This window comes from Streptomyces sp. JN8 (genome assembly GCF_055808075.1).
In genome coordinates, this window is record NZ_CM147852.1 from 7,449,071 (window position 1) to 7,462,885 (window position 13,815).

Genomic DNA, 13,815 nt, shown 5'->3' on the forward strand with positions numbered 1-13,815 from the left:
GAACCCGACCGGATCCGCCGCCGGGGCGGGGCCCCGCCCGCACGGCCCCGCCCCGCAAGCGGCCGATCGCGACCGGTACTAGCGTGGTCAGGGTGAGCAGTCGGCTCCCCACCTCCTCCCAGCCCGGCACCGGGCCCCTCGCCCGCGTCGGCCTGCAGAGCCTGGCCGCGGTGGTCGCCGGATACGCCGCCATGGGCGTCACCGCGGCCCTCGGCCTCTGGGCGGCCGGCGCGGCCGACCTGCCCGGCGGCTTCACCGCGGTCCTCGCCGCCGTCGTCGTCATGGCCTCGGGCGGCCAGGTCGAACTCTCCGGCGACGCCGGCGCCCTCGCCGGGACCCGCGCCGAACTGACCGCGATGCCGCTGACCGTCACCCTGGTGGGCGCACTCGTCACCGGCTACTGCTTCCTGCGGCCCCTGCGCCACCACGCCGTCGCCGGCACCCGCGAGCTCGCGCTCCGGGCCGCGAGCACGGTCGTCCTCTGGCTCCTCGCCCTGACGGGGGTCTCGGCCGTCGCCCGCCACGACTTCCCCCTCACCTTCGGCGGCGGCGAGGAACAGGGCTCCCTGACGGACATCTTCGGGGAGCTGCTCGACGCGGTGAACCCCACGGTGGGCTTCCGTACCGTCCTCGGCCCCACCCTCTTCTACGGGGTCCTGTGGATCCTCGGGGTCCTGGTGGCCGCGCTCCTCGTCTCCCGCAGGACCCCGCTGCCGCCCCGACTCGTCCGCTTCCACGAACCCGTACGGCCCGCGGCGCACGCGATGCTCCTGCTGCTCCTGGCGTACGTGGTCGTGGGCCTGGTCGCCGGGGTGGTGGTCGCCGCGACGAGGGGCCACGCGGCGGAGACCTTCGCGGTCCTCCTCCTCGGCCTGCCCAATGTCTCCTGGCTCGCCCTCGGCGTCGGCATCGGCGGCTCCTGGGAGGGCAGGGTCGACGGCCCGTTCGGCCTGCCCATGCCGCAGGTCCTGGACGCGGTGCTGCGCCAGGGCGACCGCACGGACCTGTCCACGATCGACCTGGGCTCGCTGGCCGCGGAGGACGCGCGCGCGTGGTGGCTGCTCCCGGTGGCCGCCGTCCTCGTCCTCGCGGCGGCCTTCGTCGCCGCGGTCCGCTCCCCGGCGAGGATCAGGCTCTGGCAGCACTCCCTGCACCTGGGCATCGCCTTCGCCCTGACCATGCTGGTCGTGGCACCCCTGACCCTGGTCGAGGCGCGGCTGGGCCTCTCGGTCCTGGGCATCGGCGAACTGGACTCCCTCGGCGGCGAGGTGATCCTCCGCCCGAACGTCTGGAGGACGGTCGGCTTCGCCCTGCTCTGGGGGCTGTTCTTCGGATTCCTGGGCGGCCTGCTCGCCACCCGCGTCCGCCGCAGGGGCGCGATCGAGGACACCGAGGGCGCGCCGCCCCCGCCGGCGACGTAGCGAGCCGCCCCCGCCCGCCGCCCGGAGCCGCACGGCTCGGGACGACCGGCGGGGCGGCGCCGCGTACCCGGCCTGAGAGGAGCCCGGCCACCGGCCCGCCGCCCGGCCACCGGCCCGCCACCACGACCGGACCCCGGCGCCGCGGCACGGACGCGCGGGACGCACGCGGGCGGTGCTCGCGGGCGGTGCACGCGGGCTCGTGCACGCGCGCTGGGCCGACCGATCGCCGCGGACCGCCCGGCTACAGTCCGCGGAAGACCGGCCGCGCCCAGACCGGCGGATCCCGCGGCGGGGTCAGCGGCTCGGGGCTCCTCGGCACGACCGGCCCGCCACCCCCCGCGATCAGCGCCCCCCGCAGCTCCGCCACGAACTCCAGGCACGTCCCGTACCGCTCCTCCGGGGTCTTCGCGAGCGCCTTCGCGAACACCGCGTCCGCGGCCTCCGGCAGCCCCGGCCGGACCTCGGACAGCGGCGGCGGGGGATCGTACTGCTGCGCCCACAGCACCGCCCAGTCCGTGTCACGGCGGAACGGCGGCGCTCCCACCAGCGTCTCGAACACCACACAGGCCAGGCTGTACACGTCGCACCGGCCGTCCACCGGCTTCCCCGAGATCTGCTCGGGGGCCACGTAGTCCAGGGTGCCGACGAACTCGCCCACCGTCGTGAACCCGGTCAGGGACAGGGACTTCTTCGTCAGCCCGAAGTCGGTGAGGTAGACGTGCTCCGGGTGGTCCCGGTCCGTGCCCTCGGCGACCAGGATGTTGCCGGGCTTCACGTCCCGGTGCACCAGGTCGTGGGCGTGCGCCGCGTCCAGGGCCGAGGCGACCTGTACGGCGATCCGTCCCGCCTTCCCCGGCGGCAGCGGTCCCTCGCGGTCCAGCAGGGCGACCAGGTCCTGCCCCGCCACGTACCGCATGGCGATGTAGAGCACGCCCTCCGTCTCGCCCGCGTCGAAGACCGGGACGATGTGGGGGTGTTCGATCGAGGCGGCGACCCGGGACTCGTGCGCGAACCTCTTGCGGAACGTGTCGTTGCGGGCCAGTTCGGGGGCGAGCAGCTTCAGCGCGACCGTCCGGTCGAGCCGGAGGTCCCGCGCCCGGTACACGACCGCCATCCCGCCGCGGCCGATCTCGCTCTCCACGCGGTAGCCCGCGATCTCCTTGCCGAGGAGCCCGGAGGCCCGGCCCGCGGGCAGCTCCGGCTCACCGCCCGCCGCGCCCGCCATCACCCCTCACCGTCCTTCCGGGGCGGCGGCCGCTCCACGACCTGGGTGGGCGGCGGCGCGGCGGCCTCGCCGGGGGCCGGCGGCGCGGCGGTCGTGGGGGCCGCCGGCGGGCCGCTCCCCGGGGTCGGCGGCGGGTCGCCCAGCACCACCACCTGGGTCGGCTCGTACCCCGGGGAGTCGGCCGGCCGATCCTCCCCGGCGGCCCCCTCCGCCCCGTCGCCCTCCTCCGCTGCGTCGGCCCCGCCGGGCCGCGTCGCGTCGTCGCCCGGGACGGCCGGGGAGGCGATCGAGGGCGCCGACGAGGCCGCGTACGTACTGAGCCCCACCCCGTCGCAGTAGACCCACCGCTCGTGCTCCGCGTCGTACAGCCACACCGACTCGCCGTCGACGACCATGCCGACCCGCAGCCCGCGGGTCCGCTGCCGGAAGTCCTCACCGTCCAGGCGCCCGGCTCCCAGCGCCTCCGCCGCGCGCCGGTAGCGGCCGAGCGCGTCCTCGGCACGGGCGATCAGCGGGCGCGGGTCGGCGGTCCTGGCGGTCGGCTGCCCCGCCGCCGGCGGGTCGTCCGGGACGGTGACGAGGAGCCGGGCGTCGACCCAGGCGGTCCAGCCGTTGGAGCAGAGCACCCGCCCCCAGTCGCCGGCCCGCTCCTCCAGGCGCACCGGCAGGAACGCGTCGAGCGGCGTCGTCGGCAGCCCCGGGTCCGGCGCCTGCCACGCCTCGAGGCCGTCGCGCGGGACGACGTGGGTGGGCCGGAAGTCCGGCACGTACTCGGGTACGGGGACGCTCACCTGACCACCTCCGCGTGCACGGGCCTACCTCCGCATGACGACCGGCTCGTGTCGGCGCAGCAGCCGCGCCACGAGGAGGCCGATGACGAGACAGAGCACCACCATCATGCCCATGTCGAACAGCCAGGCCGCCGCGGTGTGGTCCATCAGCGGGTCCGCCGTCTTGTCGCTCGGCGAGACGGTCCCGATGTCGACCGTGGCACCCATCGCCGCGAACGCCCACCGCGAGGGCACCAGCCAGGCGAGCTGTTCGAGGACCGGCGTCCCCCGCACGGTCAGGAGCGCCCCGCAGAACACCACCTGGACGATCGCGAGGAGGACGAGCAGCGGCATCGTCACCTCCTCCTTGCGGACCAGGGCGGAGACGAGCAGCCCGAGCATCATCGCCGTGAACGACAGCAGTGCGACGGCGAGGGTGATCTCCACCAGCGGCGGCATCAGGACGCCCTTGCCGCCCGGCACGTTCAGCGGGACCCCGATCAGGGCCACCAGCGTGAGCACGACCGCCTGGACGACCGTGATCGTGCCGAGCACCACGATCTTGGAGGCGAGGTACGCCGAGCGGGACAGGCCGACGGCTCTCTCGCGCCGGTAGATCGTGCGTTCCTTGACCAGCTCGCGCACGGCGTTCGCCGCGCCGGTGAGGACGCCGCCGACGCAGAGGATGAGCAGCACGTTGAGCGTCGACTCCTGGTTGAAGCCGCCCTCGGACAGGGCCCGGGCCATCGCGCCCATCACGAACGGCAGCGCGATCATGATGGCCAGGAACGTGCGGTCGGCGGAGAGCGCGGCCGTGTACCGGCGGACGAGCGTCCGCAGCTGGGAGCCCCAGCTCTGCGCCTTGGGCGGCGGGGCGGGCTCGCGTTCCTCCGCCGCGGCTCCCGGCACCGGGACGTTCGGGCGGGCCGTGGCGTCGGCGACGTACCGGCGGTGGAAGCGGGAGGACCGGTACAGGCCGGCCCAGTCCCGGTCCCGGTCGTTCTCGAAGGCCTCGAAGGCCTCCGGCCACTGGTCGAAGCCGAAGAACTCCAGGGACTCCGAGGGCGGCCCGTAGTAGGCCACCCGACCGCCCGGGGCGAGGACGAGCAGCCGGTCGCAGACGTCCAGGCTGAGCACGCTGTGCGTGACGACGACGACCGTCCGGCCGTCGTCCGCGAGGCCCCGCAGCATGTGCATCACCGACCGGTCCATGCCCGGGTCGAGGCCGGACGTGGGCTCGTCGAGGAAGAGCAGCGAGGGCTTGGTGAGCAGTTCGAGGGCGACGCTCACCCGCTTGCGCTGGCCGCCCGAGAGGCTGTGGATCGGCTGCTGCGCGCGCTCGCCGAGACCCAGCTCCTGGATCACCTCGTCCACTCGGGCCCGCCGCTCGGCGGGCTCGGTGTCCTCGGGGAACCGCAGCTCGGCGGCGTACCCGAGGGCCCGGCGCACGCTCAGCTGGAGGTGCAGGATGTCGTCCTGCGGGACGAGCCCGATGCGCTGCCGCAGCTCGGCGTAGTCCCGGTACAGGTCGCGGCCGTCGTACAGCACCGTGCCCCGGTCGGCGGGGCGCTGCCCGGTGAGGGCGCCGAGGAGCGTCGACTTCCCGGCGCCGGACGGGCCGACCACTCCCAGCAGGCACTTCTGCCCCACGGGGAACGACACCTCGTCGAGAAGCGTCTTGCGTCCGTGGTCCACCGTGACGGCGAGCGACTGGACGTCGAGGGAGACCTCGCCGGTGTCCGTGAACTCGACCAGCTGGCCGCCGATCAGGCAGAACGCGCAGTGGCCGATGCCGACGATGTCGTCGGGGGTGACCCGGGCGTCGACGACGGGGGCGCCGTTGAGGTAGGTGCCGTTGTGGCTGCCGAGGTCGTGGATCCAGTACGTGCCGTCGGGGTGGGCCCGCAGTTCGGCGTGCCGCCGGGAGACCACGAGGTCGGGGACGACCACGTCGTTGTCGGGGGCGCGGCCGATCCGGATGCTGTGGGCGGGCAGCGGCCGCACGGACGTCGGCTGCCGGAAGGTGCCGGTGGCGGCGGGGTGGGAGACGGAGGAGGGGCGGGGCGGGGGCGCGTCCCTCAGGACGCCGGGGGCGGGCGCGGGTGCCGGGGGAGGAGCCGGCGTGGCGGCGGCCGCCGGTATGGGGACGGAGGCCTGCTCCGGCGCCTCGGGGGCCTGCGGAGTCGGCGGAGTCGGCGTCGCCTCCGGAATCTCCGGGATCTCCGGGGCCTCCGGAACGGGGGGCGGTGGTGCGGCGGCCTCCGGAGCGGGGGGCGGCGGTGCGGCCCGTACCGGCTCGGGCCGCACCGCCGGCGCCGGTCCCGCGGCTGCGGGCGCCTCGGCCGGCGCGTCCGGGTCGGGCCCGGGAGGGGGCTCGGCGGGCGGCGGTGGGGCGGGCTCCGCCTCCGGTGCGGGTACGGCCTCCGGCGTGCGTACGTCCATCGGGGCGGGCGGTGTCTCGCCGGTGGCCCGATCCTGCGGGGCGGCCCCCGCCGCGGCCTCGGCCGCTCCCGAGGACAGCACCGCGCGGGGCCCGTCCTCCGGATGCCCGAACCGTACGACGGTCCCGGGGCCCACCGCGCGGGGCCCGTCCATTCGCAGGCCGTCGGTGAAGGTGCCGTTCGTGCTGCCCTCGTCCACGAGGGTCCAGCGTCCGGCGGCCGCGCTGAGCACCGCGTGGTGCCAGGAGGCACGGGCGTCGGCGAGCACGATGTCACTGGTGGGGTCGCGCCCGATGCGATAGACACGGCCCGGACTCATCCGGGTCGTGTCCCCGTCGATCTCGAGGACCAGCTGGGGCGCCGCGGGCGCGACGGGCCGCTCTCCCATGCGTGAATTTTATCCGCCGGTGGTCGTCCCTGCCCGGGATGGGGCCGCCGGTAGGGTGGGCGTCCGCCGCAGGACGCGGCCCCGGAACGACGAGGAGGCGCCCGTGCCGAAAGGTGTCACCAGGAGGCGGCCGCGTACCCGCGCGGCGCTGCTGAAGGCCGCCCTGGAGACCTTCGCCGAGCACGGCTTCCACGCCACGACGATCGAGCAGGTATGCGAGCGGGCCGGGTACACCCGGGGCGCGTACTACTCGAACTTCGCGAGCAAGGAAGAGCTCTTCCTCGCCCTCTTCGACGAGCACAGCGACCGGATCGTCCGGCGGCTCGCCGAGTCGATCGACGCGCTGACCGCCGACGAGTACACCCTGGACCGCCTCGCGGAGCTGGCCGCCCGGGTCGAGCCGGACGAGCGGGACTGGTACCTCGTCACCACCGAGTTCACCCTGCACGCCATCCGAGACCCGCAGGCCGCCTGGGTGCTCGCCCGCCACGACGCCCGGCTGCGGGCCGAGATCGCCCGCGGACTGACCCTCGTCCTGCGCCGGGCAGGGCGTGAACTCACCGTGGAAGCCGACCGGTTCGCACGGCTCCTCATCGCCCTGCGCGAAGGCGGACTCGCGCAGAGCTACGTGGAGCCGGCGGAGCTGCCGCCGGGCAGCCTGGAGCGTCAGTTCCTCGTCCCGCTCCTGGAGGCGTCGACGCGACGGATCCCCGGCGCCGACACCGGTGCGGGGGACCGGGGTCAGTCGAAGAGGTCCGGGTCCGACGCCGTGATCTGATCCCACAGCGGGCGCGCCTGGAACCAGCCGGCGAGATGCCCGCCGATCTGCCCGCGGGTGACCAGGGCCGTCTCGCGGTCGATGTGCTGCGGTGTGCCCGCGGCCATCGCGAGGAGCTGGGCCTGACAGGAGCGCTCCATGGTGACGAACCACCACACGGCCTCGGCGACGGACTGCCCGACGGTCAGGAGCCCGTGGTTCTTGAGGATGACCGCCTTGAAGCCGCCCAGGGCCTTCGCGACCCGCTCGCCCTCCTCGGTCTCGTTGACGACGCCGCGGTAGTCCTCGTAGAGGCCGTGGTCCTCGAAGAAGGCGCAGGCGTCCTGGGTGATCGGGGCGAGCGGGATCCCGAGGCTGGAGAACGCCTTGCCGTGCAGGGAGTGCGAGTGCGCCGCGGCGATCGCGTCGGGCCGGGCGGCGTGGACCCGCGAGTGGATGACGAACGCGGCCCGGTTCACGGGCCTGCGCCCTTCCAGGACGGTCCCCTCGTGGTCCACCAGGATCAGGTCGGAGGCCTTGATCTGGCCGAAGCCCATGCCGAAGGGGTTGACCCAGAAGGCGTTCGGGTCGCCCGGATCGCGGACGGTGATGTGCCCGGCGACCCCCTCGGAGACGCCGAACCTCCCGAAGATCCGGAAACCGGCGGCGAGTTGCTCCTTGCGGTACCTGCGCTCCTCCTCGACGGAGTCGAAGGTGGGCGGCAACGGCAGCACGACCCCTTCGGGCAGCGGCCCGACGGCGGCGGCGAGCGCGGGCGGCACGGTGCTCATGACGACTCCTCGATGACCGGACGACACCCCGAAGCGGGGACGCGCCCCGACGGGGCTGGGCGCGCCAGAAGATACAGAGACGCATCCGATACGACAATGGATCGACGTCGGGGGCGGGGGATCGCCCGTACGTGTACCGAGGCGGTCCAGCTGATGCGCGGATGGGCGGTGTTGCGGCTGCGGAGCCTTGGCCGCTACGGTCGACCCTCACGAGCAGAAAGCGCTTGCTGTCCGCACGGTCACTACCCCCGCCCCGCACCCCCGTCCCCTCCCGCACCCTCGCCCCGGAGTCACCGCGTGACCAGCCCCGACGTCCTGATCTACACCCGCACCGCGGGCTACCGGCACGCGTCGATCCCCGACGGGGCCGCCGCGCTCGTGGAGCTCGCGCGGGGGCTCGGGCGGGGGGCCGAGGTGTCCGGGGATCCGGGGGTGTTCACCGCCGGGCGGCTGGCCGGGTGCTCCGCCGTCGTCCTGCTCTCCACCACCGGGAACGTCCTGACCCCCGAGGGGCGCACCGCCTTCGAGGCGTACCTGCGGGGCGGCGGTTCCCTGCTCGCCGTCCACGCGGCCGCCAACGCCGAACCCGACTGGCCCTTCTACGGCGAACTCCTCGGCACCCGCTTCGACGGACACCCCGAGGTGCAGCCCGGCCTCGTCCTCGTCGACGACCGCGACCATCCCGCGACCGCCCCGCTGCCGGCCCGCTGGGCCTGGACCGACGAGTGGTACAACTTCACGTCCGACCCGCGGCGGTGCGCCGTCCCCGGTGCGCACGGGGCCGGGCGGACCGGGACACGGGTCCTCGCCCGAGCCGACGAGACCACCTACCGGGGCGGCACCCACGGGGACGACCACCCGCTCGTCTGGTGCCGGGAGATCGACGCCGGGCGGGTGTTCTTCACCGCGCTGGGCCACGCCTCCGAGGCCTACCGCGACCCCGCCTTCCGCGCCCACCTCTCCGGCGCCCTCGCCTGGCTCACCGCCTGAGCAGCGTCCGGAGGATCCCCGAGGGCGCCCGGCGGGCGCCCCGGACCGCACCTTTCGACCGCCGTGTCCGCGCAGGTCGCCGCCGCTTTCCGGTCATCCCACCGCCCCGCCCCTGTTGCGCCGGGCGCCGCTTCGCGGAAACGTGCAGTCGGGGACCGATGTCAGGAGGAGACACGCCATGGCCATCGCCACCGTGAACCCGGCGACCGGCGAGACGCTGCGCGTCTACGAGGCCCACGGGCCCGAGGAGGTCGAGCGGCGCATCGCCGCCGCTCACGAGGCCTTCCGCCAGTACCGGACCACCTCCTTCGCCGAACGCGCCCGGCTGCTGCGCGCCGCCGCCGGTCTCCTCGACGAGGACACCGAGGACATCGCGCACACCATGACCGTCGAGATGGGCAAACCCATCGCCGCCTCCCGCGCCGAGGCCGCCAAGTGCGCCAAGGCGATGCGCTGGTACGCCCGCAACGCCGAGGAACTGCTCGCCGACGAGCACCCGGCGGAGAGCGACGTCCAGGACTCCGGCGCCGACCTCGCGCGGGTCCACTACCGGCCCCTCGGCCCGATCCTCGCCGTCATGCCGTGGAACTTCCCGCTCTGGCAGGTCATCCGGTTCGCCGCTCCCGCGCTCATGGCGGGCAACACCGGCCTCCTCAAGCACGCCTCCAACGTGCCGCGGACGGCGCTCTACCTCGGCGACCTGTTCCGCCGCGCGGGATTCCCCGAGGGCTGCTTCCAGACCCTGATGATCGGCTCCCGGGACGTGGAACGCGTCCTGCGGGACCCCAGGGTCGTCGCCGCCACCCTCACCGGCAGCGAGCCCGCCGGCAGGGCCGTCGCGTCCGTCGCGGGCGACGAGGTAAAGAAGACCGTCCTGGAGCTCGGCGGCAGCGACCCCTTCATCGTCATGCCCTCCGCCGACATCGTCGGAGCGGTGAAGACGGCCGTCACCGCGCGCGTGCAGAACAACGGCCAGTCCTGCATCGCCGCCAAGCGGTTCATCGTCCACCGGGACGTCTACGACGACTTCTCCGAACGCTTCACGGCCGCCATGAACGCCCTCACCGTCGGCGACCCCCTCGACGAGTCCACCGACGTCGGCCCCCTCGCCACCGAGCAGGGCCGCACGGACCTGGAGGAGCTGGTGGACGACGCCGTCCGCCGCGGCGCCACCGCGCTCTGCGGCGGCCACCGCCCCGAGGAGCCGGAGCTCGCCCGCGGCTGGTACTACCGGCCCACCGTCCTGGCCGGCGTCACGCCGGAGATGCGGATCCACCAGGAGGAGGCCTTCGGGCCGGTCGCCACGGTGTACGCGGTCGGCGACATCGAGGAGGCCGTGGCCGTCGCCAACGACTCGCCGTTCGGCCTCAGCTCCAGCGTCTGGACCCGCTCCCCGGAGGACGTCGCCTTCTTCGTCCGCGACCTGGAGGCCGGCGGCGTGTTCGTCAACGGCATGACGGCCTCGCACCCCGCCCTCCCCTTCGGCGGCATCAAGCGTTCCGGCTACGGACGCGAGCTCGCCGGGCACGGCATCCGCGAGTTCTGCAACGCGACGACGGTCTGGCAGCGCGCCTGACGCCGCTCCGCCCCGCCCCGCCGTCCGCCCGACCACGCGCGCCGTCCGCCCGACCACGCGCGCCGCCGTCCACCGCCCGACCCGACGCCCTCCCGGACCCGACACCCCGCCGGGCCCGGCGTCCTGCTCGACCCCTCGTCCGCCCCGGCTTGTCCGCCCTGCCCACCGGACCGCCCGAAGGACCGGCGCCGCTCAGCTCCCCGCCCACTCCAGCAGCCGGTCCGCGGACCAGGTGTTGATCACCCGCTCCTCCGGCACGCCGCACTCCTCGGCCCGTGCGCAGCCGAGGATCTGCCATTCCAGCTGACCCGGCGCGTGCGCGTCCGTGTCCACCGCGACGTACGCGCCCGCCGCCACCGCGAGCCGCAGCAGCCGCCGCGGCGGGTCGAGCCGCTCCGGCCGGCTGTTGATCTCGACGGCCGTCCCGGACTCGGCGCACGCGGCGAACACCCGCTCCGCGTCGAACTCCGACTCCGGCCGCAGCCGCCCGCCCGCCACCAGTCGGCCCGTGCAGTGCCCGAGCACGTCCATCAGCGGGTCGCGTACGGCCCGTTCGAGGCGGCGGGTCATCGCCCGCGCGTCCATCCGGAGCTTCGAGTGGACCGAGCCGACCACGAGGTCGAGGCGGTCGAGCAGCTCCGGCTCCTGGTCGAGGGAGCCGTCCTCCAGGATGTCGCACTCGATGCCGGTGAGCAGACGGAACGGCGCCCACTCCTCGTTCAGCCGGGCCACCACGTCCAGTTGCTCCCGCAGCCGCTCGGCCGAGAGCCCCCGCGCCACCGTGAGCCGGGGCGAGTGGTCGGTGAGGACCGCCCACGCGTGGCCGAGCGACGCGGCCGCGCGTCCCATGTCCTCGATCGAGGCGCCGCCGTCCGACCAGTCCGAGTGCAGATGGCAGTCGCCGCGCAGGGCCGCCCGCAGCGCCTGGCCCCCGCCCGCCGGATCGGCGGTCCCCAGGGACTCCTCCAGCTCCTTCTCCAGCCCGGCCAGGTACGCGGGGACCCGCCCGTCCAGCGCCTCGCTCACCACCGTCGCCGTCTTCGGCCCGAGGCCCTTCACCGACTGCAGGGTGCCCGCCGCCGCGCGCCGGGCCGCCTCTCCCTCCGGCAGGGCGGAGACCGCGGCGGCGGCCGTCCGGAAGGCCCGCGCCCGGTACCCGGGTGCCTGGGCGCGTTCCAGGAGGAACGCGATGCGGTTCAGGGCGGCCACGGGATCCACCGTGCTGCTCCCTTCCTCAGACGCCGTTCGCGATGTCGGCCGGGACCTCCGACGGACCGATCTCGCACCACACGGCCTTGCCCTCGCCGCGCGGCTCGACACCCCACCGCGAGGCCAGCGCGTCGAGCAGCAGCAGTCCGCGGCCCGAGGTGGCGGCCTCGCCGGGGGTACGCCGACGGGGCCAGGCGCTCGACCGGTCCTGCACCGACAGCCGTACCCGCCGCACCGGTTCGGGGAGCACCTCCAGCGTCAGCACCGCGCCACCCTCGGTGTGCAGCAGCACGTTCACGAGCAGCTCGCCCGTCAGCAGCTCGGCGTCGTCGGCCAGTTCGGTCATGCCCCAGTCGCGCAGCGCCTGCCCCACGGCCGCGCGCGCGTCCGACAGGCCCTGCGGGTCGGCCTGGTGGATGTACTGGTGGATCCTCGGCGCACGGGGTGTGCCCGGGTCCGGGCTGCGGCGCAGCACGAGGAGCGCCACGTCGTCTCCCGACCCCCAGCGCTCCCACAGGCGCTCGGAGAGGTGGTCGGCGAGCGCCTCCGCCTGCGGGGGGCCGCTGCCGATCGCCCCGGAGAGCGCGGCGAGACCGGTCTCGATGTCCGACCCGGGCTGTTCCACGAGGCCGTCCGTGCACAGCACCAGCGTCTCGCCGGGCACGAGGTCGAGCCGGGTCTCCGGGAACTCCTCGTCGCCGAAGACCGTCGCGAGCCCCAGCGGCAGCCCGCCCCGCAGCTTGGGCCGTCCGACCCGCCCGTCGGTGTGCCGGATCAGCGGCCCCAGGTGTCCGGCCCGTACGGCGCGCAACGTGCCGCTCCCCAGGTCGACCTGGGCGTACGTGCAGGTCGCGAAGCGGTTGGTGTCCAGCTCGGCGAGGAAGCGGGAGGCGCGGGCGAGCACCGTCGAGGGGGCGTGGCCCTCGCCGGCGTAGGCGCGCAGGGCGATGCGGAGCTGCCCCATGATGGCGGCGGCGTGCGTGTCGTGTCCCTGGACGTCGCCCACGACGATCCCGACCCGGCCGCGGGGCAGCGGGATCACGTCGTACCAGTCGCCGCCGACCTGCCGCCCGCTCCAGGCCGCGTGGTAGCGCACGGCGATCTGGCCCCCCGCGAACTGCGGGATCCGGCGGGGCAGCATCGTCGCCTGGAGTCCGGTGGCGAGTTCCCGCTCCTCGTCGAAGAGGATCGCCCGCTGGAGCGACTGGGCGACGATCGCCGCGAGCCCGAGGGCCAGGTTCCGCTCGTCGGCGTTGAACGAGGTGCGGCCCCGGTAGAACAGGGCCATCCCGCCGAGCGAGCGCGCCTGCGCGACCAGCGGGAGGTAGCAGGCGGCCCGGAAGTCGAGCCGGCCCAGGTAGGGGGCCAGTTCGGGGAAGTCGCGCCCGAGTGAGGGGAACGAGGAGGCGAACCGGGGACGCCCGCTCAGCACCGCCTCGGCCAGCGGCATGCCCCGGTCGAGCCGGCGGACCCGGAAGTCGTCGAGCACGCCGAGGGTCTCGCCGCTGAGCGCGATGATGTTCAGCGAGCCGTTCTCGACGAGCCCGAGCGCCAGTCCGTCCGCGCCGAGCCGGGCGAGCCCGCCCGGGCCGGTCAGGGCGGCCGTCACGTCGTCCACGGTCACCGCGCGCGACAGGGCGGCCGTGGTCCGCTCCACGATGTTCGTCTGGACCTCGCGGCGCTTCTCCAGCTCCTGCACGAAGGCGAAGCGGGTCAGCTCGGCGGTCGTGTCCCGGACGACGCCGACGATCCGCCGGGCCCGCCCGTCCGGCGAGCGGAGGATCCGCGCCTGCACGTGCGTCCAGTGGGGTGGTCCGTCGTCCTGGGGGATGGGGAAGTGCGCGGTGTACGAGACCTCGCCACTGGTCACCGCCTGCCGGACGACGCCTTCGAGGCGGGCGCGCTCGTCGGGCGCGAGCCGGGCGATCAGCGTCACCGGCCGGCCGTCGTAGGCGTCCGGGACCACGCCGAAGACCAGCAGCCCGGCCTCGTCGACATCGATGGTGCCCGTGTCGAGATTCCAGTCGAAGCTGCCGGTCCGGTCCATGGCGAGCCACTCGGCGGGCCCGATCTCGCCATTGCGCGTACGCCGGTCTTCATCGGTCATCCTCCCCATTGTCGAACCCGCGCCCCGCCGACGCCATGGCGATGACACGGCGTGGCGCGAGTTCCTCGCGGCGGAGGCGGCACGCGTCCGGCGGCGGGAGCGTCCCGCGGGTCGCTCCCGCCGCACCGGCCCCGGCGACC

10 protein-coding genes are annotated in these 13,815 nt (G+C 74.9%); 4 read left to right on the forward strand and 6 right to left on the reverse strand.

What is annotated here, in order from left to right; translation table 11 throughout:
* Positions 1-83: 83 nt before the first annotated feature.
* On the forward strand, positions 84-1,421 hold the full coding sequence (locus ACY0MR_RS32785; protein ID WP_473557027.1) for a streptophobe family protein: 1,338 nt from the start codon (positions 84-86) through the stop codon (positions 1,419-1,421).
* A 241-nt stretch (positions 1,422-1,662) separates the two neighbouring features.
* On the opposite strand, the gene ACY0MR_RS32790 is transcribed toward ACY0MR_RS32785, so the two are convergent.
* Genes ACY0MR_RS32790 through ACY0MR_RS32800 form a run of 3 tightly spaced genes read right to left on the reverse strand, consistent with a single transcriptional unit; the run spans position 1,663 to position 6,245 of the window.
* The gene (locus ACY0MR_RS32790) at positions 1,663-2,646 is read right to left on the reverse strand and encodes a serine/threonine-protein kinase (protein ID WP_473557029.1); all 984 of its coding nucleotides are present in this window, start codon (positions 2,644-2,646) and stop codon (positions 1,663-1,665) included.
* Positions 2,646-3,437 carry a hypothetical protein gene (locus ACY0MR_RS32795; protein ID WP_388797087.1) on the reverse strand — a complete coding sequence of 264 codons (792 nt, stop codon included), beginning with the start codon at positions 3,435-3,437 and terminating at the stop codon, positions 2,646-2,648. The genes ACY0MR_RS32790 and ACY0MR_RS32795 overlap by 1 nt, the downstream gene beginning before the upstream one ends.
* Before the next feature lie 24 nt (positions 3,438-3,461).
* Positions 3,462-6,245, reverse strand: a complete 2,784-nt coding sequence (locus ACY0MR_RS32800; protein ID WP_473557032.1) for an FHA domain-containing protein — start codon at positions 6,243-6,245, stop codon at positions 3,462-3,464.
* Positions 6,246-6,348: 103 nt separating this feature from the next.
* Between ACY0MR_RS32800 and ACY0MR_RS32805 the strand changes: the two genes are divergently transcribed.
* A complete protein-coding gene (locus ACY0MR_RS32805; protein WP_404083525.1) occupies positions 6,349-7,023 on the forward strand; it encodes a TetR/AcrR family transcriptional regulator in 675 nt (224 codons plus the stop codon).
* Here ACY0MR_RS32805 and ACY0MR_RS32810 read toward each other — a convergent pair.
* Complete coding sequence (locus tag ACY0MR_RS32810; RefSeq protein WP_473557035.1) at positions 6,987-7,793, reverse strand: class II aldolase/adducin family protein; 807 nt, start codon at positions 7,791-7,793, stop codon at positions 6,987-6,989. The two genes, ACY0MR_RS32805 and ACY0MR_RS32810, sit on opposite strands and share 37 nt — an antisense overlap.
* Positions 7,794-8,090: 297 nt before the next feature.
* Between ACY0MR_RS32810 and ACY0MR_RS32815 the strand changes: the two genes are divergently transcribed.
* Positions 8,091-8,783: a ThuA domain-containing protein gene (locus ACY0MR_RS32815; protein ID WP_451059487.1), complete on the forward strand. Its 693-nt coding sequence runs from the start codon at positions 8,091-8,093 to the stop codon at positions 8,781-8,783.
* Between the two features lie 178 nt (positions 8,784-8,961).
* A complete protein-coding gene (locus ACY0MR_RS32820) occupies positions 8,962-10,359 on the forward strand; it encodes an NADP-dependent succinic semialdehyde dehydrogenase (RefSeq protein ID WP_388797101.1) in 1,398 nt (465 codons plus the stop codon).
* Positions 10,360-10,551: 192 nt separating this feature from the next.
* On the opposite strand, the gene ACY0MR_RS32825 is transcribed toward ACY0MR_RS32820, so the two are convergent.
* Both ACY0MR_RS32825 and ACY0MR_RS32830 read right to left on the reverse strand, forming a co-directional pair.
* Positions 10,552-11,577, reverse strand: coding sequence for a PHP domain-containing protein (locus ACY0MR_RS32825; RefSeq protein WP_473557039.1), 1,026 nt, complete (start codon positions 11,575-11,577; stop codon positions 10,552-10,554).
* Between the two features lie 16 nt (positions 11,578-11,593).
* The gene (locus ACY0MR_RS32830; protein ID WP_473557041.1) at positions 11,594-13,675 is read right to left on the reverse strand and encodes a SpoIIE family protein phosphatase; all 2,082 of its coding nucleotides are present in this window, start codon (positions 13,673-13,675) and stop codon (positions 11,594-11,596) included.
* Positions 13,676-13,815 lie beyond the last annotated feature (140 nt).

Excerpts from the sequence above, each read along its gene's own strand:
- ACY0MR_RS32800 (WP_473557032.1), bottom strand. The coding sequence starts at position 6,245 with ATGGGAGAGCGGCCCGTCGCGCCCGCGGCGCCCCAGCTGGTCCTCGAG.
- ACY0MR_RS32790 (WP_473557029.1), bottom strand. The coding sequence starts at position 2,646 with ATGGCGGGCGCGGCGGGCGGTGAGCCGGAGCTGCCCGCGGGCCGGGCC.
- ACY0MR_RS32830 (WP_473557041.1), bottom strand. The coding sequence starts at position 13,675 with ATGACCGATGAAGACCGGCGTACGCGCAATGGCGAGATCGGGCCCGCC.
- ACY0MR_RS32820 (WP_388797101.1), top strand. The coding sequence starts at position 8,962 with ATGGCCATCGCCACCGTGAACCCGGCGACCGGCGAGACGCTGCGCGTC.
- ACY0MR_RS32810 (WP_473557035.1), bottom strand. The coding sequence starts at position 7,793 with ATGAGCACCGTGCCGCCCGCGCTCGCCGCCGCCGTCGGGCCGCTGCCC.